This is a genomic window from Psychrobacter sp. ER1, assembly GCF_048631835.1.
GTDB lineage: Bacteria > Pseudomonadota > Gammaproteobacteria > Pseudomonadales > Moraxellaceae > Psychrobacter.
Map to the genome: position 1 here is coordinate 653353 of NZ_CP184640.1, position 16726 is coordinate 670078.

The 16726-nt window shown below is 43.8% G+C and carries 13 protein-coding genes, 2 pseudogenes and 1 other annotated feature; of the genes and pseudogenes, 11 read left to right on the forward strand and 4 right to left on the reverse strand.

The features are described 5' to 3' along the window. Positions 1–73: 73 nt before the first annotated feature. Entirely contained in the window at positions 74–1792 is a 1719-nt protein-coding gene (locus tag ACOBWA_RS02995) for a proline--tRNA ligase (protein WP_420230182.1), read from the reverse strand. A 593-nt stretch (positions 1793–2385) separates the two neighbouring features. Here ACOBWA_RS02995 and ACOBWA_RS03000 point away from each other — a divergent pair. Both ACOBWA_RS03000 and ACOBWA_RS03005 read left to right on the forward strand, forming a co-directional pair. After that, on the forward strand, positions 2386–3003 hold the full coding sequence (locus ACOBWA_RS03000) for a DUF4230 domain-containing protein (RefSeq protein ID WP_420230183.1): 618 nt from the start codon (positions 2386–2388) through the stop codon (positions 3001–3003). Then, the gene (locus ACOBWA_RS03005; protein WP_420230184.1) at positions 3000–3125 is read left to right on the forward strand and encodes a hypothetical protein; all 126 of its coding nucleotides are present in this window, start codon (positions 3000–3002) and stop codon (positions 3123–3125) included. The genes ACOBWA_RS03000 and ACOBWA_RS03005 overlap by 4 nt, the downstream gene beginning before the upstream one ends. Here ACOBWA_RS03005 and ACOBWA_RS03010 read toward each other — a convergent pair. Then, positions 3122–4762, reverse strand: coding sequence for a cryptochrome/photolyase family protein (locus tag ACOBWA_RS03010; RefSeq protein WP_420230185.1), 1641 nt, complete (start codon positions 4760–4762; stop codon positions 3122–3124). The genes ACOBWA_RS03005 and ACOBWA_RS03010 overlap by 4 nt on opposite strands. Positions 4763–4898: 136 nt before the next feature. Between ACOBWA_RS03010 and ACOBWA_RS03015 the strand changes: the two genes are divergently transcribed. From ACOBWA_RS03015 to ACOBWA_RS03050, 8 genes and pseudogenes are all read left to right on the forward strand, one after another. Beyond that, entirely contained in the window at positions 4899–5582 is a 684-nt protein-coding gene (locus ACOBWA_RS03015; protein WP_420230186.1) for a phosphoribosylanthranilate isomerase, read from the forward strand. Between the two features lie 213 nt (positions 5583–5795). Beyond that, positions 5796–7069, forward strand: a pseudogene (trpB, locus tag ACOBWA_RS03020) (tryptophan synthase subunit beta). 122 nt (positions 7070–7191) lie between these two features. Continuing rightward, a complete protein-coding gene (locus ACOBWA_RS03025) occupies positions 7192–7944 on the forward strand; it encodes a hypothetical protein (RefSeq protein ID WP_420230187.1) in 753 nt (250 codons plus the stop codon). Between the two features lie 53 nt (positions 7945–7997). Then, complete coding sequence (trpA, locus tag ACOBWA_RS03030) at positions 7998–8822, forward strand: tryptophan synthase subunit alpha (protein WP_191114779.1); 825 nt, start codon at positions 7998–8000, stop codon at positions 8820–8822. A gap of 398 nt (positions 8823–9220) precedes the next feature. Further along, entirely contained in the window at positions 9221–10168 is a 948-nt protein-coding gene (gene accD, locus ACOBWA_RS03035; protein WP_193834230.1) for an acetyl-CoA carboxylase, carboxyltransferase subunit beta, read from the forward strand. A 200-nt stretch (positions 10169–10368) separates the two neighbouring features. Then, a complete protein-coding gene (folC, locus tag ACOBWA_RS03040) occupies positions 10369–11742 on the forward strand; it encodes a bifunctional tetrahydrofolate synthase/dihydrofolate synthase (RefSeq protein WP_420230188.1) in 1374 nt (457 codons plus the stop codon). A 258-nt stretch (positions 11743–12000) separates the two neighbouring features. Further along, positions 12001–13185, forward strand: a pseudogene (locus ACOBWA_RS03045) (LysM peptidoglycan-binding domain-containing protein). A 292-nt stretch (positions 13186–13477) separates the two neighbouring features. Further along, the gene (locus tag ACOBWA_RS03050) at positions 13478–13978 is read left to right on the forward strand and encodes a DUF2726 domain-containing protein (RefSeq protein ID WP_420230189.1); all 501 of its coding nucleotides are present in this window, start codon (positions 13478–13480) and stop codon (positions 13976–13978) included. 81 nt (positions 13979–14059) lie between these two features. On the opposite strand, the gene ACOBWA_RS03055 is transcribed toward ACOBWA_RS03050, so the two are convergent. Further along, the gene (locus tag ACOBWA_RS03055; RefSeq protein ID WP_420230190.1) at positions 14060–15037 is read right to left on the reverse strand and encodes a DUF1853 family protein; all 978 of its coding nucleotides are present in this window, start codon (positions 15035–15037) and stop codon (positions 14060–14062) included. 102 nt (positions 15038–15139) lie between these two features. Further along, positions 15140–15319 carry a hypothetical protein gene (locus tag ACOBWA_RS03060; RefSeq protein WP_420230191.1) on the reverse strand — a complete coding sequence of 60 codons (180 nt, stop codon included), beginning with the start codon at positions 15317–15319 and terminating at the stop codon, positions 15140–15142. A 127-nt stretch (positions 15320–15446) separates the two neighbouring features. On the opposite strand from ACOBWA_RS03060, the gene ACOBWA_RS03065 reads away from it, so the two are divergent. Beyond that, positions 15447–16675 (forward strand): IS3 family transposase gene (locus ACOBWA_RS03065; RefSeq protein WP_420230192.1). Its coding sequence is split into 2 segments (ribosomal slippage): positions 15447–15723 and positions 15723–16675, totalling 1230 coding nucleotides; the frame shifts between segments, so codons are not numbered across the junction. Beyond that, positions 15722–15838: a sequence feature (AL1L pseudoknot), on the forward strand. (Overlaps the previous gene by 117 nt.) Positions 16676–16726 lie beyond the last annotated feature (51 nt).

The window sequence follows — 16726 nt, forward strand, 5'->3', positions numbered from 1 at the left end:
TAAGCCAACAAAAAAGCGCCTATCTCACATGATGAGATAGGCGCTTTCTGTTATATAGTCTTTAATTACAAGACTATTTACCGCTTACTTTTGCCATGACTTCTTCACGGCTCAGCATTTGCTTTTCAGCTTCACGGCGATTGACGTACTCGTATTTGTCTTCAGCTAAGTTACGATCAGACACGACGATACGATGCGGAATACCAATCAACTCAAGATCAGCAAACTTAACGCCTGGTCGCTCGTTACGATCGTCCAGTAGTACATTGATGCCTTGAGCTTTCAACTCTTCATACAGGGCGGTTGCCGTCTGCATGACCGTCTCTTCTTTAGACTTCATCGGGATGATGGCGACTTCAAAAGGAGAGATCGAATCATCAACCGTTGGCGTTTTTGGCCACATGATGCCGTTTTCATCATTGTTCTGCTCGATAGCAGCGGCAATGATACGGCTAACGCCAATACCATAACAGCCCATCATCAAGGTAACAGGTTTGCCATCTTCGCCAGAAACCGTACAGTTCATCGCTTGTGAGTACTTATCGCCCAACTGGAAGATATGACCGACTTCGATACCGCGTTTGATTTTTAGGCTGCCTTTACCATCAGGAGACGGGTCACCTTCTTGTACATTGCGCACATCAACGATGCGAGTAATGCGAGTATCACGTGCCCAGTTCATACCGATAGTATGTTTGTTCACTTCGTTCGCACCGCAGACAAAATCTGACAACGCAGCTGCCGAACGATCAACGAATACAGGCATATCTAAATTAACACCGATATAGCCTTTGTGTAGGCCTGCCGCTTTTAGCTCTTCGTCAGATGCTAACGTCAATGGTACATTTGCTTCTTCGATTTTCTCAGCCTTGATAGTGTTGAGCTGGTGGTCGCCGCGCAATACGATAGCAATCAGTTGTGGCTCATCATTCTCAGTATGACCATGAACGATCAAGGTTTTAACCGTCGTTTCTAACGGGATGTCTAAGTGTTCAGCAACCATTTTGCAGCTGGTCATGCCTTCGGTTAGAACGTCTTCACGCTCCATTTTTGGTGGTTGACGCTCAGCGGTGCTGACAGACTCTGCTAGCTCTACGTTGGCTGCATAGTCAGATGAGTCCGAAAACGCAATATCGTCTTCGCCGCTATCTGCCAATACATGGAACTCATGTGAAGCAAAACCACCGATAGAGCCTGTATCTGCTTGTACCGCACGGAAATCTAAGCCCAAGCGGGTAAAGATGCGTGTATAAGCGTCATACATATCATGGTAAGTCTTGGCCAATGAGGCTTGATCCACATGGAAAGAGTAAGCATCTTTCATGGTGAATTCACGTGCTCGCATCACACCGAAGCGTGGACGAATCTCGTCACGGAATTTACCTTGAATCTGAAAGAAAGTAATCGGTAGTTGTTTATAACTACGTAGCTCGCCTTGTGCTAGATTGGTGATGACTTCTTCGTGCGTTGGACCAAGCACAAAGTCGCGATCATGACGGTCTTTGAAGCGCAATAGCTCAGGACCATAATCATCAAAACGTCCGGTCGTCTGCCAAAGTTCAGCAGGCTGAGTCATCGGCATTAGCACTTCTTGTGCACCAACGTTTTGCATCTCTTCACGAACAATACGTTCGACCTTTTGTAAGACGCGCAGACCCATAGGCAACCAAATATACAATCCAGAAGCAATCTTGCGGATAAGACCAGCACGCACCATCAATTGGCTTGAGGCAATGTCGGCGTCACTTGGGGTTTCTTTTAGTGTGGCAAATAAAAATTGACTGGCTTTCATAAATAAAGCGTAACCTTATCAACGATAAAAAAATAAGAAATAGTAGGATGTTGAGCGTATGGCTAATCGTTTCATTGCCGCCGCAAGCTTACCTTTATCACTTAGCAATAATCTAGGGTATTTCCTAGTTACCAATCTGCTTATATACAAAGCACATCAGTAAAAACCACTCTCAGAAAAGAGAGGCAAATTTGATTTGATGTATCAATATGCCAAAAACGCAATATATTCAGGTCAAAACCCTGATAAATGCTTCAAGACTGACATTTTATTCATACAATCTGACTATGTTAGGTAAAGTTCGCCTAAGACGCAATGACTTTTTGTCTTTTCAGACCGAACGTGACACAAAGGCTTCAATAAGGGATAAATAATTGAGCTATTCATATGATTTTATAGCGAAAGCATTGCTTATTTTGGTGACAGTTTATTGAGGTGGTTGCGTAGAGGTTTATGCATAAAGTTATGTAGAGGAATGGTAGCCATTACTTGAATTTACTGCACAATAGTCGCATTTATAGACTAAGCATCTGTTCCGTTTTTACAACGCTTTTAGCCTTACCAAACGATGCAACATTATAAAGGTAGCTTCTATGGATAATCCTGATATGAACAACGCTAAAGCGACTCAAAAGCCTGAGAAACGTCCTATTGTGACAATGTCGTGGGTGATATTACTCATTGGCTTAGTAGCGATTGTCTTTGCTATTTATAGCGCGCAAAACAAACCAGAAGAAGCGCCGATAGAAACTATTACTCGCGAAGGGGTGGTTACGCAAATTCAGCAGTTAAATCGCTTACATACCGTCGCATTTAGTGTCGATACAGTGATTACGAGCGAGCGACCTGGGAGCTGGATGAAACTGTGGCAGGATGAGCAAAAGGCATTGTTTATCGCTCATGGTCGCGTAGAAGCAGGCGTTGATTTGAGTGCACTGACACCTGAGATGGTACAAGTAGTGCAACCTGCTCAAGCTAATGCAGACGAAGAGCAAGTAGCTAATGCCAACTCACCAGCTGCCACTATGCCGCAAATCAATATTACTTTGCCGCCTACAGAGATATTTTCAGTATATCTGGATGATATTGAGATTTATGACTGGCAGACAGGGGCTTTTGGCATGATGCAAGTTGACCCTAAGATATTGGCACAGGCACAGACCATGGCAAAAAAGAAGTGCTTGAACGTGCCTGCCGAGGTGATGTCATGAATATGGCATTGCAAAATGCGCAAACCCAGTTGGAGCAGCTGTTTGCACTCACGGGAGCGGTAGTGACGGTTACTAATCAGGGTGCAGGCGCATGTCAATTGCCAGTCACTACTAATAGCTAGTCTGCTGGTTGTTTTCTAAAATTAAGCCTATTTTTAAACTCAGCAATAGCCAGCTTGCGCGCCGATTTATGCTCGACCATTGGCGCAGGATAGTCGACATCGGCAAACTTACCACCTTTTGCCAATTCCTTACGCATCTTATCTTCGTTATGTAAGATGCTATTAGGAATGTCTTTTAACTCTGGTAGCCAAGTCTTAATAAACAGAGCTTTAGAATCGTGTGTATTGGCTTGGCTAAAGGGGTTCATAATACGGAAGTAGGGCGCTGAGTCCGTACCTGTCGACGCGCTCCATTGCCAGCCGCCGTTATTGGATGCAAAATCGCCATCTATCAGCTGCTGCATAAAGTAGCGTTCACCCAAGCGCCAATCAATCAGCAAGTCTTTGGTCAAAAACATCGCTGTTACCATTCGCAATCGATTGTGCATAAACCCTGTCGCATTTAGGCAATGCATTGCTGCATCTACGAGCGGAACGCCTGTCATGCCTGTGCACCATGTCTCAAAATCATCATTGTCATATGACCAATGAACCTTAGTGTCAGTATCTTCTTTATAAGCCTTATGACGGATCAGGTTTGGTTTTTCTACTAGCACATGACGATAAAAGTCTCGCCACGCAAGCTCACTTATCCAGCGATTGACGTCTTCATTATCACCGTCATTACCGTGTAGCTTTTCTTGTGCTTTGCTCGCCTGTAGATAGCAGAGTCTAGGGCTGATAGAGCCTATAGTGAGATAAGCCGATAGCTGACTGGTTGCATGCAGATGGGGGACATCACGGCTCACATCATAATTATTGATATCATCATCGACGAATGCCTCTAGACGCTGGCAAGCGGCAGATTCACCTGCAGGATAGGCGTCTCTTGCGCGGTCAAGCTGAGCTATCATATCGATATGCTGCAATGACTCGTTCTTTTCTAATGTCTGCTGGTAGTCACTGAGCATCTTCTCACTTAGTGATTTGATCTTGTCGATTGTATTGGCAAACGTTTGCGATGATGGTAGTTTGATTTTATAATCGCTATCCACTGCGGGTGCTTCATGCATTTGAATGGTGCTGACGTCCAATGTATGTCGCCATTTTTTATAAAACGGCGTAAAAACCTTATACATACTATCGCCATCATTGGTAGTGATAGTTTTTGGTGGCAAAATGCATTGGTCATGCCAGCGGACGAACTCGATACCGTCTTTTGCAAGTTGTTTGCTTAACTGCTCATCACGATCAATCTCATTGCCTTCGTACTCGTGATTGGCCATGATGCAGCTGATTTCATTGTCATTGCATAAGGTCGTGAGCGCATCTATACAGTCAGCAAAGCTTGAGCAGAGCTGTACTGTTAAAGTGATATTCAATTGCGATTGTAATTCCTTCGCTAGAATAGGTAGCGTGCGAGCAATGTGATCAACTTGTACAAGGGAGGTATCGTGTGCTTGCCACTGCTCAGGTGTCAAAAAGAATACGGCAGACACTGAGGCGTTGTCTTCATTGGCACGTTCGCAAAGCGCTGCTAAAGCAGTATTGTCATGGATACGTAGGTCACGACGAAACCACATCAAGTAATGCGGTGGATTTTTGCTAGTAGCATTGTCGTCAGTATCAGTAGCGGCTGTCTGTGCAGTCTTAGACATCAAAGTATCCCTATATTAATCAATCGCAATCATAAACAAAACTAAGGATAAAAGTATGCTAGGATAAGTTTTTGGATGCAATGGCTTTGCCGTTTGGTTAACAAAATCTCATCACATCTAACGATTTATCTTTGGCTTGAACCTATCTGATGCCGCTATAATCGGTGTCATATTCAGTACCATGAAACGCAAGGTCACAAAATGCACGTTAAGTTTTGCGGGTTTACTCCAGCTTGGTGATATACAGACTGCGGCACAGCTAGGTGCAGATGCAGTGGGTTTGGTGTTTTATCCACCAAGTCCACGTGCGGTCACAATAGCGCAGGCGCAAACCCTGAGCGCTGCCGTACCTGCTTTTGTCAGCGTGGTGGCGTTGGTGGTCAATATGTCTGAAGATGAGCTGAGCAAATTAGCAAACAACGTTGCTTTTGATGTTATCCAGTTCCATGGTGATGAAACGCCTGAGCAATGCCAACAGTTGGCAGGTATGGTCAATAAACGCTGGATTAAAGCATTGCGTATCAACACAGAGCAAGACACCCTCGATAGTGTTCGCGCTCAGATTAACCAATTTGCTAAAGCAGGTGCCAGTAGTATTTTACTAGATGCTTATCATCAGCATAAGTATGGTGGTACAGGCGCACGTTTTGACTGGAGTCTCATTCCGCACGATAGCGCGCTGCCAATCGTTTTGGCTGGTGGACTTGATGCCGACAATGTTGCCGCGACATTAGATTTGCCGATTTATGGTGTCGATGTGAGCGGTGGTATTGAGGTTAATAAAGGTAAAAAGACGCTGCCAAAATGCGTGCCTTTATGAAAGCGGTCAAGCGTGATCGATGGCAAAACGCTACGGTCACTGGCGCCATCTAAGTGGGTTTGTATCAAGCTATTCGCTATACGTAATCTGCTTAGTTGATCGTTATTCCGATTTTTCTGTTTAAATCTGATTAGATTATTATCCCTTTTATTATTTTCCCTCTATTTATCTAAAGTTATTTAAAAAATACCACTTATTACAGTAGGAATTATCATGAGTCATGTCGAGAACAAAGATTTATCTGCTACCGCACAATCTGTCAATACTTTTACCAATCCTGAAAATGTACAGGACTTTAACCAGTATCCTGATGCGCGCGGTCATTTCGGTGTACATGGGGGCGTTTCGTCTCTGAGACGCTAATGGCTGCTCTAGAAGAGCTAGAAACGCTTTATACCAAAGTAAAAGCAGACCCGGCATTCTGGGAAGAGTATCACAACGACTTGGTCAATTACGTCGGTCGTCCAACACCGCTATATCATGCCAAGCGTCTAAGTGATGAGATTGGCGGTGCGCAAATTTATTTTAAGCGTGAAGACCTCAACCACACTGGCGCGCATAAAGTAAATAACACTATTGGTCAGGCATTGCTTGCCAAGATGTGTGGCAAAAAACGCATCATCGCTGAGACGGGCGCAGGACAGCATGGTGTCGCGACGGCAACGATTGCGGCACGCTTAGGCCTAGAATGTATCGTCTATATGGGTGCTGACGATGTCGAGCGTCAAAAGATGAACGTCTATCGTATGCGTTTGCTTGGTGCGACAGTTGTGCCAGTAACCTCTGGCTCACGTACGCTCAAAGACGCAATGAACGAAGCCATGCGTGACTGGGTAACCAATGTCGATAGCACGTATTATATTATCGGTACGGTGGCAGGACCGCATCCTTATCCGCTATTGGTTCGTGATTTCCAAGCGATCATTGGTAAAGAAGCACGCATTCAGCATTTAGAAAAAACAGGCAAAATGCCAGATGCCTTGGTTGCATGTGTCGGTGGCGGCTCAAATGCGATAGGTTTGTTCTTTGACTTCTTAAACGATACTGAAGTGAAGATGTATGGTGTCGAGGCAACAGGTGACGGTATCGAAACAGGTCGCCATTCAGCGCCACTAGCAGCTGGTCGTATCGGTGTACTGCACGGTAACCGTACTTACCTCATGGCAGATGATGATGGTCAGATTCAAGAGACGCATTCTATCTCAGCAGGTCTTGATTATCCTGGTGTTGGCCCTGAGCACAGCTTCTTAAAAGACATGAAGCGCGTTGAGTATGTCGGCTGTACGGATAAAGAGGCGCTAGAAGGCTTCCATGAGGCAACTCGCAAAGAAGGGATCATTCCTGCGCTTGAGACTGCTCATGCCGTCGCTTATGCATTGAAACTGGCTAAAACCATGACACCTGATCAGACGATCATCGTCAACATGTCAGGTCGCGGTGACAAGGATCTGCATTCAGTGATGAAGGCAGAAGGGATTGAGATGTAGAAGGAATAGAGTGGTTTAGATGGTTGTATAAGAAAGTTTAGCAGCGTATTAACTCGATTAGGTATCATAAATCTCAATACGCTAATTGATAACTATTTTTTAATTATCGATAGTATGCCTTCATGAATTTTAACCGCTTAATACCTAGTAAGCCTAGCCAGTTGGGCAAGTATCCAGACCAAGCAGTACTAACAGCGCCAGTCACAATAAGTGTGGGTGTGCCTACTGAAAGTGTCAGTTTTTGGCAGAGCTATATTCTCTACTTAATGATGTTTGTAATAATACAAGTTACTATTATTTTATTTTTTATGAGTTGGTGGGCTAGTTTTGAGACAATGAGTCTATATGAATCAATACAAGACATTAAGGTTGTATGGATAATGTGTTGTTTAGGTTTGTTTTTACTATCTTACTGGATATATAGGATCACTAAGAATTCCGCTGTGCCAAATTCATGGATTGCTAAAAAATGGACTTGGAAGCATATCCCCATACTTATAATCGATAAAGACAATATCCAATTGACGTCTCAGTTTTATATAGCTAATAAAAATTTTCAGCACGATAAAGTCATAAATTATGATGACGTTAAAGCATTTTATCTTAACCGAATTCAAGGAAGCACTATTGGTTTTTGGATAGATTACACAGAAATATATAGTAGAAAGATGAAAAACCGAGGGAACAGGGTGCAAGGTCTAATATTTAATAAAAATATTCCACTGTGCGAGAGGTACAATGTTTTAAACGGTCTATACTACATAGAGCAGCGTGAAATTCTAAATATTATGAATACTTTTCATAAGCAAAGAACTGATGATATTAAATATTTGTCGCAAGATAACCATGATAATTTAATGGATATTGGCTGGTAAGAATACACTTATATAAGCTAAAAATTTATTTAACAAAATTATAAGAGATCACTATGACCCGAATTGAAAGTACCTTTGAAACCTTAAAATCACAAAATAAAAAAGCCCTGATTCCTTATGTTATGGCAGGCGATCCTAATCCGACCACTACAGTAGGTCTGTTGCACGACTTAGTGAAACATGGCGCCGATATGATCGAAGTCGGTCTACCATTCTCTGACCCAATGGCCGACGGCCCAACTGTAGCCTTGGCTGGCGAGCGTGCATTAGCAGCAGGTACGAGTACTCGTGATGCATTAAAGATGGTTGCAGAGTTCCGTCAAACAGATACGCAAACGCCAATTATCTTGATGGGCTATCTTAATCCTGTTGAAATCATCGGCTATGACAACTTTGTGGCGCTATGTGAGCAGTCAGGCGTTGATGGTTTATTGATGGTAGATTTGCCACCAGCAGAAGCGGGTAGCTTCACTCAGCATTTAACTGATCATTCGATGAATGAGATTTTCTTACTATCACCAACGACGTTGCCCGAGCGCCGTGAGCAAGTATTGACTCATTGTGGTGGCTATATTTATTATGTATCACTAAAAGGTGTGACTGGTTCAGCTACGCTAGATACTGACGATGTAGCGACCCAAGTACAAGCAATCAAAGCGGAAACAGACCTGCCAGTATGCGTCGGCTTTGGTATCCGTGATGGTGCCTCTGCTAAGGCGATCGGTACTCATGCGGATGGTGTTATCGTCGGTAGTGCCTTGGTACAGAATTTTGCCGATATTGATGCCAACGATGCCGCCGCGGTTGCAAATGCACAGCAGAACATCATGGCAAAAATGGATGAGCTACGTGAAGCGTTAGACAGCTTAAGTGCTTAATAGCTATTGCTTTCATATTGTTGTTACTTGAAGAAGTAGTTATTTGAAGAAGCAGTTATTTGAAATGGCAAAGTCAAATTGCAGCTATTGTTTATCTAAAGACTTTACTCAAATGCTTTACGTGAAGACAATACTAAATGACTTTGCTAAAATTAGTTTACGAGTGTAAACTAACATCACTATTATATGGTGTCTGGTAGCAGTGATTTATTTGTCATTTTGATTGGCAAATACATTATCTATCAACAAGCGCATAATCAAATGACCGACATACGAGATTTATTTATCAGTATGTCGCATGACTGCTCATGTTATGACTGTATTAGACGCTTTGTTTAGATAACCATTAAACTCTCAATGACAAGCGAATGAGCAAACTTGTCAATAAGCCTTTTATGATGGCAAATAATATGACTGATACAATAACAAAACCCGATAACAATACTGCTAAAGCCGCGCCAAACAGCAATACGGATAGGCAGTCATGGTTTAATCGTCCTATCCCAGGTATCAAGCAGCATTTGACTGCGCCACTGTCCGCGGTAGAGACTGAACCATCAACCAAGTGTAGTAATTGTCATTCGATGATTACCAACACAGCGCTGATTTTTAACTGTTATGTGTGCCCGCATTGTGATCATCATTTACCGATGAGTGCTCGTGAGCGTTTGAACTGGCTGCTTGATCAAGTAGACGGCGAGACAGGACAAGAATTTACGGCAAAAGATCCATTGAGCTTTGTGGATAGTAAGCCATATCCTGCGCGTATGAGTGAAGCACAAGAAAAAACAGGTGAGTCTGAGGCGTTGGTTGCTATGTATGGCAAACTGCGTAACCTTGATATCGTTGCCTGTGCTTTTGATTTCCGCTTTATGGGCGGGTCAATGGGTTCAGTTGTTGGCGATCGTTTCGTTCAAGCAGCTGAAAAAGCGCTAGAGCAAAAAATACCTTTGGTTTGCTTTGCCGCTTCTGGCGGTGCACGTATGCAAGAAGGCCTGCTATCGTTGATGCAAATGGCACGCACGGCAGCAGCGATTGAGCGTCTAAGAATCGCTGGGATTCCTTATATTGTGGTATTGACCAATCCGGTGTACGGCGGTGTAACTGCATCACTGGCGATGCTGGGTGATATCCATCTAGCAGAACCAAAAGCGATGATCGGTTTCGCTGGTAAGCGTGTGATTGAGCAGACTGTACGTGAGACGTTAGAAGAGCCATTCCAGCGCGCTGAGTTCTTATTAGAGCATGGTGTGGTGGATGAAGTGGTACATCGTCATCAGCTAATCGATACGATCTATCGTCTACTTGCAAAACTGTGCCGCGTACCAAATGTAGATGCTCAGTAAAATGAGATGCTCAATAAGGTAAATGACTCAGTATAATGAATCATTTATTGAGTGCACAAAGACTTAGCTGCGTGCTAACATCTACTGCATATGCAAGACCCTCTAATAGCATTTATCGTCATTGCACGGTAAGTGCTATTTTTGGTTTTAGCTAACACATATATTTTTATCTCTTATTAAATTTTATATAGGTTCTATTCATGTCTGACCTTTTAGCCTCTGACCTTCACAGCCCCAACGCCCATAGTCCTAATGAAAGTGCTAGCCTAACTGAATGGCTCGATTATATGCAGCAGATTCATGTGTCTGCAATCGATATGGGATTGTCACGTGTATTGCCTGTTGCAGAAGCGTTAGGCGTGGTGCAATCAGCCAAAGATGACGCTTATGTATTTACTGTAGCAGGTACCAATGGCAAAGGCTCGACAACCGCTGTCATCACCGAAATGTGTAAAGCCGCAGGTTATAAGACGGCACTATATCAGTCGCCACATCTTAGCGCCTTCAATGAGCGTGTACGTATCAATGGCGAGATGGTCAGCGATCAGACGCTGATTGAGGCTTTTAGCAAAGTAGAAGCAGCACGCTTACAGTGCGAGTTGACGTTGTCGTTCTTTGAGATGACCACACTAGCAGCGCTATTGATATTTGCTGAAGCAGACTGTGACGTGTGGGTATTAGAAGTAGGGTTAGGCGGCCGCCTAGATGTGGTCAATATTATTGATCCTGACATGGCAGTTATTACCAATATCGGTATCGATCACGTTGACTGGTTGGGTGACAATGTCGAGGATATTGGTCGCGAAAAAGCAGGTATCTTGCGCAAAGGCATTCCTCTGATTTATGGTGCTACTGAGATGCCATCCAGCGTGCAACAATCTATCGATACCCAGCAGGCAACTTGTTATCAGATTGGACAAGATTTTAGCTACCGCGTTATTGATTTAACGACTTGGCAATACAGTAATGCAGCGGTTACCTTGCAGTTACCACGTCCTGCGTTATCGTTAACTAACACGGCCAATGCACTATCAGCCGTATTAGCAAGTCCATTAGATGTCGGTATCAAGGCCATTGAGCAAGCACTACAAACTGTCAAACTGGCAGGTCGTTTCGATTATCGTGAGAACCATAGCCGCCATTGGTTATTTGATGTGGCGCATAATGAGCAAGGCGTTGAGTTCTTATTAGCGCAGCTATTACCATTTTGGCAGCAGCATGTAGCCAAGCAAAGTAATCAAGATAGCTCAGCGGATCTCCCTACACCAAAGATAAAAATGCTATTTTCTATGTTAGGTGATAAAGATATCGATAAGGTTGTGCAGCGCTTAACCCAAGCAGGCTTACCGATTAGTGATTGGTTTGTCGCTGAGATTGATTATCCTCGTGCCGCGACTACTGAGCATTTGCAAGCTGTTTTGGCCAAATACGTCGATAGCACCAATATATATGCGTTCGATGGTTTGCATACAGCGACCCATGCAGTGATAGAGGCGAGCCAACCGCAAGACCTTATCGTCGTATGTGGCTCGTTTCATACGATCGGGGAAGCGTTAAGTGCCCTTAGCGTATGATAATTTAAGTTAAAGTAGTGCCTGTTTAATGTTAATCTTAGTCGTAGCTTGATAGCAGACAGCATGAAAAATATGCTTTATAATCAAAATGATTTGCCAGCCCAGTAGAAGATGGTCGGCACAAATTTTCAACCCTGATGGCATTAACTGACAGTAACTGGCGGTAAGAGATCATGATTAAAGCGATTGGATATACTGCTTTGAGATAGTCGCTACGCCGCTCAATCAACCTTATTACCAACTAAGAGACGTAAACGGATGAACTTTTCGAGACAAGCCTTATTGGGCATTGGGATGATTATCGGCGGTAGCGTGATGCTATACGCCATGGTGCAACAGATTGGCGATAGCGACCAACCAGAGCCGATGTCAGCGATGGTCGACAAACTAAGCTCGGAGCAAGAGTCTCCGCAGCCGCTTACGACTGATATCGAAACAGAAAAACGTATCCTTGCGCAAAAGCAAAAGAACGTGCAGCCCGCGTTGCAGAGCAAGAAAAACGTGCAAAGAGTTTCTGACAGAGCAGGAAGTTGCTGAAGCAGAAGCGTTGGCAAAGGCACGTGCTGAGAGCCAGCAATATGTTGATAATAGTGCGCCAGCTATTGATGACACCAGCAGTACAGAGTCTACAAAAGATGTTACTACAGATCTGACCGTTCAGCCTCGTACTGAGAGTCAGTCTGCTACTGATACTACAAAGTCTAGCGAAGCCGAGAAGCAAAAAGCGGTTCAAGAGCAACAAGAAGCCCAAAGGCAAGCAGCCGCCAAAAAACTTGCCGAGAGCAAAAAACAAGCGGAGGCAGAGAAACTAGCCGAAGCAAAAAAGCAGGGGAAGCCCAAGCAGCGGCTGAGAGAAAAAGAGAAGCAGCTGAAGCGGCAAAAAACGAGCCACCAAAATCGCCTTCTGAATATCAGATTAAGAAAGGTGACGGACTCATTAAACTGGCAAGACAATACAATATGCCTGTAGAAGTATTGGCTCAAGCCAACAACCTATCACCATCAGCAGCGCTACAACTGGGTCAGAGCATCACCATTCCATCGAGCAAACAGGTACAACGTCTAGAACGTGAAGCGGCTGTCGCTGAACAAGCGCGTGAGAAGAAGCGCCAACAAGAAGAAGCGCTGGCGAAGAAATCTGCCGATGCAAAACGTGAAGCGCAGCAAAAACTGAGTGAAGCGCGTAAAGAGGTCAAAGAAACAGACGCTAAGGGTAGCTTTGGGGTGCAAGTGGCTCTAGCAAATGACCAAGCCAAAGCGGATGAGTTAGCGAAAAAGTTCCGAGCAGCAGGTTATCAAGTCAAGACCAGTGCAACCAGTCGAGGTGTCCGTGTCGTGGTTGGGCCTGAACGTGGCAAAGTCGCAGCATTGGCACTAAAAGATAAAATCAATAGTGACCCTAAAGTAAATACGACCAGCGCTTGGGTGCTTTACTGGCGTTAAGCTAGAGCGTTTCTAAGGGTCTTGATTCGGCTTTTATTTACTTTATATAAAAACACGACAAATACTGTCGTGTTTTTTGTTTTATAGATTGCTGATTTGCGCCGCCTTAGTTAAGATGAGCGCCATTTTTATAATCCGTTGTTGTATAACCTGTCAGCCTATATAGGTTGCCTTGTCGTGATCGGCGCATTATTCATTGCTATCAATAATGACAATTAGCCCATCACTCTCATATTGTATAAGGTAGAACCATGTCGTTTGGTGTTATATTTTTAATATTGGCTGTTGGTTTTTGGGGCTGATTACGTTACCGAAGCTGCTACCAACACTACTGACGAAGCGCCCCGTCGTTGAGCCAGATCCAAAACCTGTGCGCGGTGATGAGTTGGCTATTTGGCCATTTGCGCCGATGCCAATCATGACCGATACGGAAGTGATATTTTTTAATAAGTTAAAAAATGCGCTGCCGGAGTACCACATATTTGTTCAAGTACAGCTGTCACGGATCATTGAGGCCAATAGTAGTGAGACATCAGAGCGTAGCTTTTGGTTCAATCGTATTTGCCGCCAGAGTGTTGACTATGTGATTGTGGATGTCGATGCTCAGACCACATTGGTCGCTATCGAGCTTGATGACTGGACGCATAGTAGCAAAGCCCGCCAAAAAGCGGATGATAAAAAGGATAAGGCGCTTGCCAGTGCAGGTATTGCGATGGTACGCTTTCATGCCGAGCGTATGCCGAGTGCCGATATGCTTAGATATGAGCTAATGCAAGTGATTGAGAGCTATTAAGCATTCTGTGAAAGCTGTCCAGTTGTTAAGACCAGAATATTATCGAAGGGATTTTATTTTAAGAGTTTAGGTTAGCTAAATTTATTCATCGAGTTGGACTGACTGTCTTGGGTAAATAACGATTGGTCGGTTACCTTCAAAATATAAACCTGTCTTAGGTAGCTCGTTATCTGACCAAACTATCGGTTGCTGATGACCATCATAAGTATTTCGCTCATCATAAAAGTTGCGCTTGGTGAACCATTCAATATAATGCGCGGCTCGCAAAGCTGTAGTGTCAATCGTTGCAAGACCTGCCATATCTCTCTTATCACACCACTCATGTATTGGAAAACTCGGCGTTAGCCAATATGGCCAGTCATCATCACCGCAATCAGTTGTATTAATCGGTAAAAAGAATCGCCCTTTGATCACGCCATAACGCTTATCGATTTTTACCTGTCCATGATTTTCTGTATCTACCCACACCGCTCGAAACTGCTTGGTTTGCATGTGTGTCATTTTGCGCTGTAGATTATCATTGGAATTAATCCCAACCCAGTTCACAGGCTCAAAAGGTGCCGACCCCATAAAAAACTTAATGGCCAGCTCCCAATGTTCAACCAGCTGTTCTGTATGGTTATACAAAATCAAATCAAGCTCACCAGTTGTCTGCTTGCCATTATAGAGCTGCACATTGCTAGCCAGTGTCTCATAAGGATGCAGATTACGCGCAAACCCATCCTCTAACCAAAACGATAGTAGTCCCTCAAAGTGAAAGCCCAATCGATTGGGACTAGGGCGTTTGAGTAAATAGCGGGTCAGCTCTTGATAGGCATTGGTGGTATCTAGCTCTGTGAGTCTTAGCTCATATGCCTCAAACTGCGCTTGCCAAAAGCTCGCACTATGTACGTCAACCGTATGGGTGTTTTGATGCGGTGCAAAGTCTAGCCACTGCGTCAAAACATTGGGGCAAGCCAGTACATAAGCCAAATCACGCACATAAGGTCGGCGGTAACGTTCCCAAGGAGCTTTATCTATGAGGCAGTTAGATATGAGCTGATTGACAGGTTCAGACATAGGGTAAACCAGTGTAAAGATGTAGCATTTACCCTAACGGCTCGCTCTATAAAAGTCTAGTTATGGTGAGTATCCGCTAGGGTAGTGCTCAGTTTTTTAGCGTTAAAATATGACATTAATGTGATAAATATGGATGCTGATATCAGGCGGTGATAGTAAGTAAGGTAATAGAATACTGAGTATTGTCTTGATTATTGGTAATAACCATTTCGATGGATTTCTAGGTGCGTTATGCGGTGGCTGTTGTTCTAGATTAAGTGGGGTGTGATCTTTCTGGGTCATTGTCTAGCTCCATATTTACCGTAACTTGATTGCTACGGCTTATGGTTGCTATTTTATGAAGTAAGGTCATTCGATAGTGAACCGCCCCGGGATTGTCGGAGACTCAATTTTCTGAGAGAATATGACAATGAAAACACGAAATTATACCCCTGAAATGAAAGAGAGCGCCGTCCGTATGCTGATTGCAGCTAAAGACGATTACCCATCCACCTGGTCAGCCATCAAAGCCATAGCGCCAAAGATAGGTAGCACGCCTGAGACCCTACGATCATGGCATAAAAAGCACATTGATAAAACCATTCCTGCAAACATTCAAGCTCAAAGCCAAGCGGAGCGTATCAAAGAGCTTGAACGTGAGAACAGAGAGTTAAAGCAAGCCAATGAGATTATAAAGAAAGCTGCAGCTTTTTTCGCCCAGGCGGAGCTCGACCGCAAACCCAAGTAATGGTTGATTTTATTGAAGATCATAAACAACAATATGGAGTCGAGCCAATCTGTAGAGTATTACCGATTGCTCCATCCACATACTATCGTGCTAAAGAACTAGAAGAAAATCCTGAAAAGCGTTCACAGCGTAGTCAGCATGACGATTTCTACCTTAATGAGATTAAACGTATCTGGAAGAACAGCAAATGCCGATACGGTGCTCGTAAAGTTTGGCAACAGTTGAAAGCAGAGGGTATACATCCTGCACGCTGCACTATAGAGCGGTTAATGCGTCAGCATGGTATGCATGGTATGCAAGGTGTTTGGCGAGGTAAAGGTAAGATAACGACTAAGTCTCGTGATGATCAAAAGCGTGCTGATGATTTAGTTAATCGTAACTTTAACGCCCATCGCCCTAACCAACTATGGGTAGCTGATTTTACCTATATAAAGACATTGAATGGTTGGGTATATACTGCTTTTATCATTGATGTGTTTGCTCGCGCTATCGTTGGTTGGAAAGTATCAGATCGTATGAACACGGATATGGTGATGGCAGCGTTAAATCAAGCCATTGCAGACAGAAATAACCCAAAAAATGTGATTCATCATAGTGATCGCGGCGTTCAGTACTTATCCATTCGCTATATTGATAAGATGGCTGATTCTGGCGTTATTGCATCTGTTGGTACAACCGGTGATTCATACGATAATGCATTGGCTGAAACGGTTAACGGGCTTTATAAAACAGAGGTGATTGAATATTTAAAACAGCAGTGGCGGGATGCGTGTGATGTTGAATTAGCAACCCTTGAATGGGTCGATTGGTTTAACAAAACTCGCATTCATAGTACGATTGGTTATGTGTCGCCTTTTGAGTTTGAGAGACGATACTATGATAGTCTTACTGAGTCAGACAAAGCTGCCTGACTCAAGCAATCCACTCTCCGATATAGTCGGGGCGGTTCATTCAATTCCTTA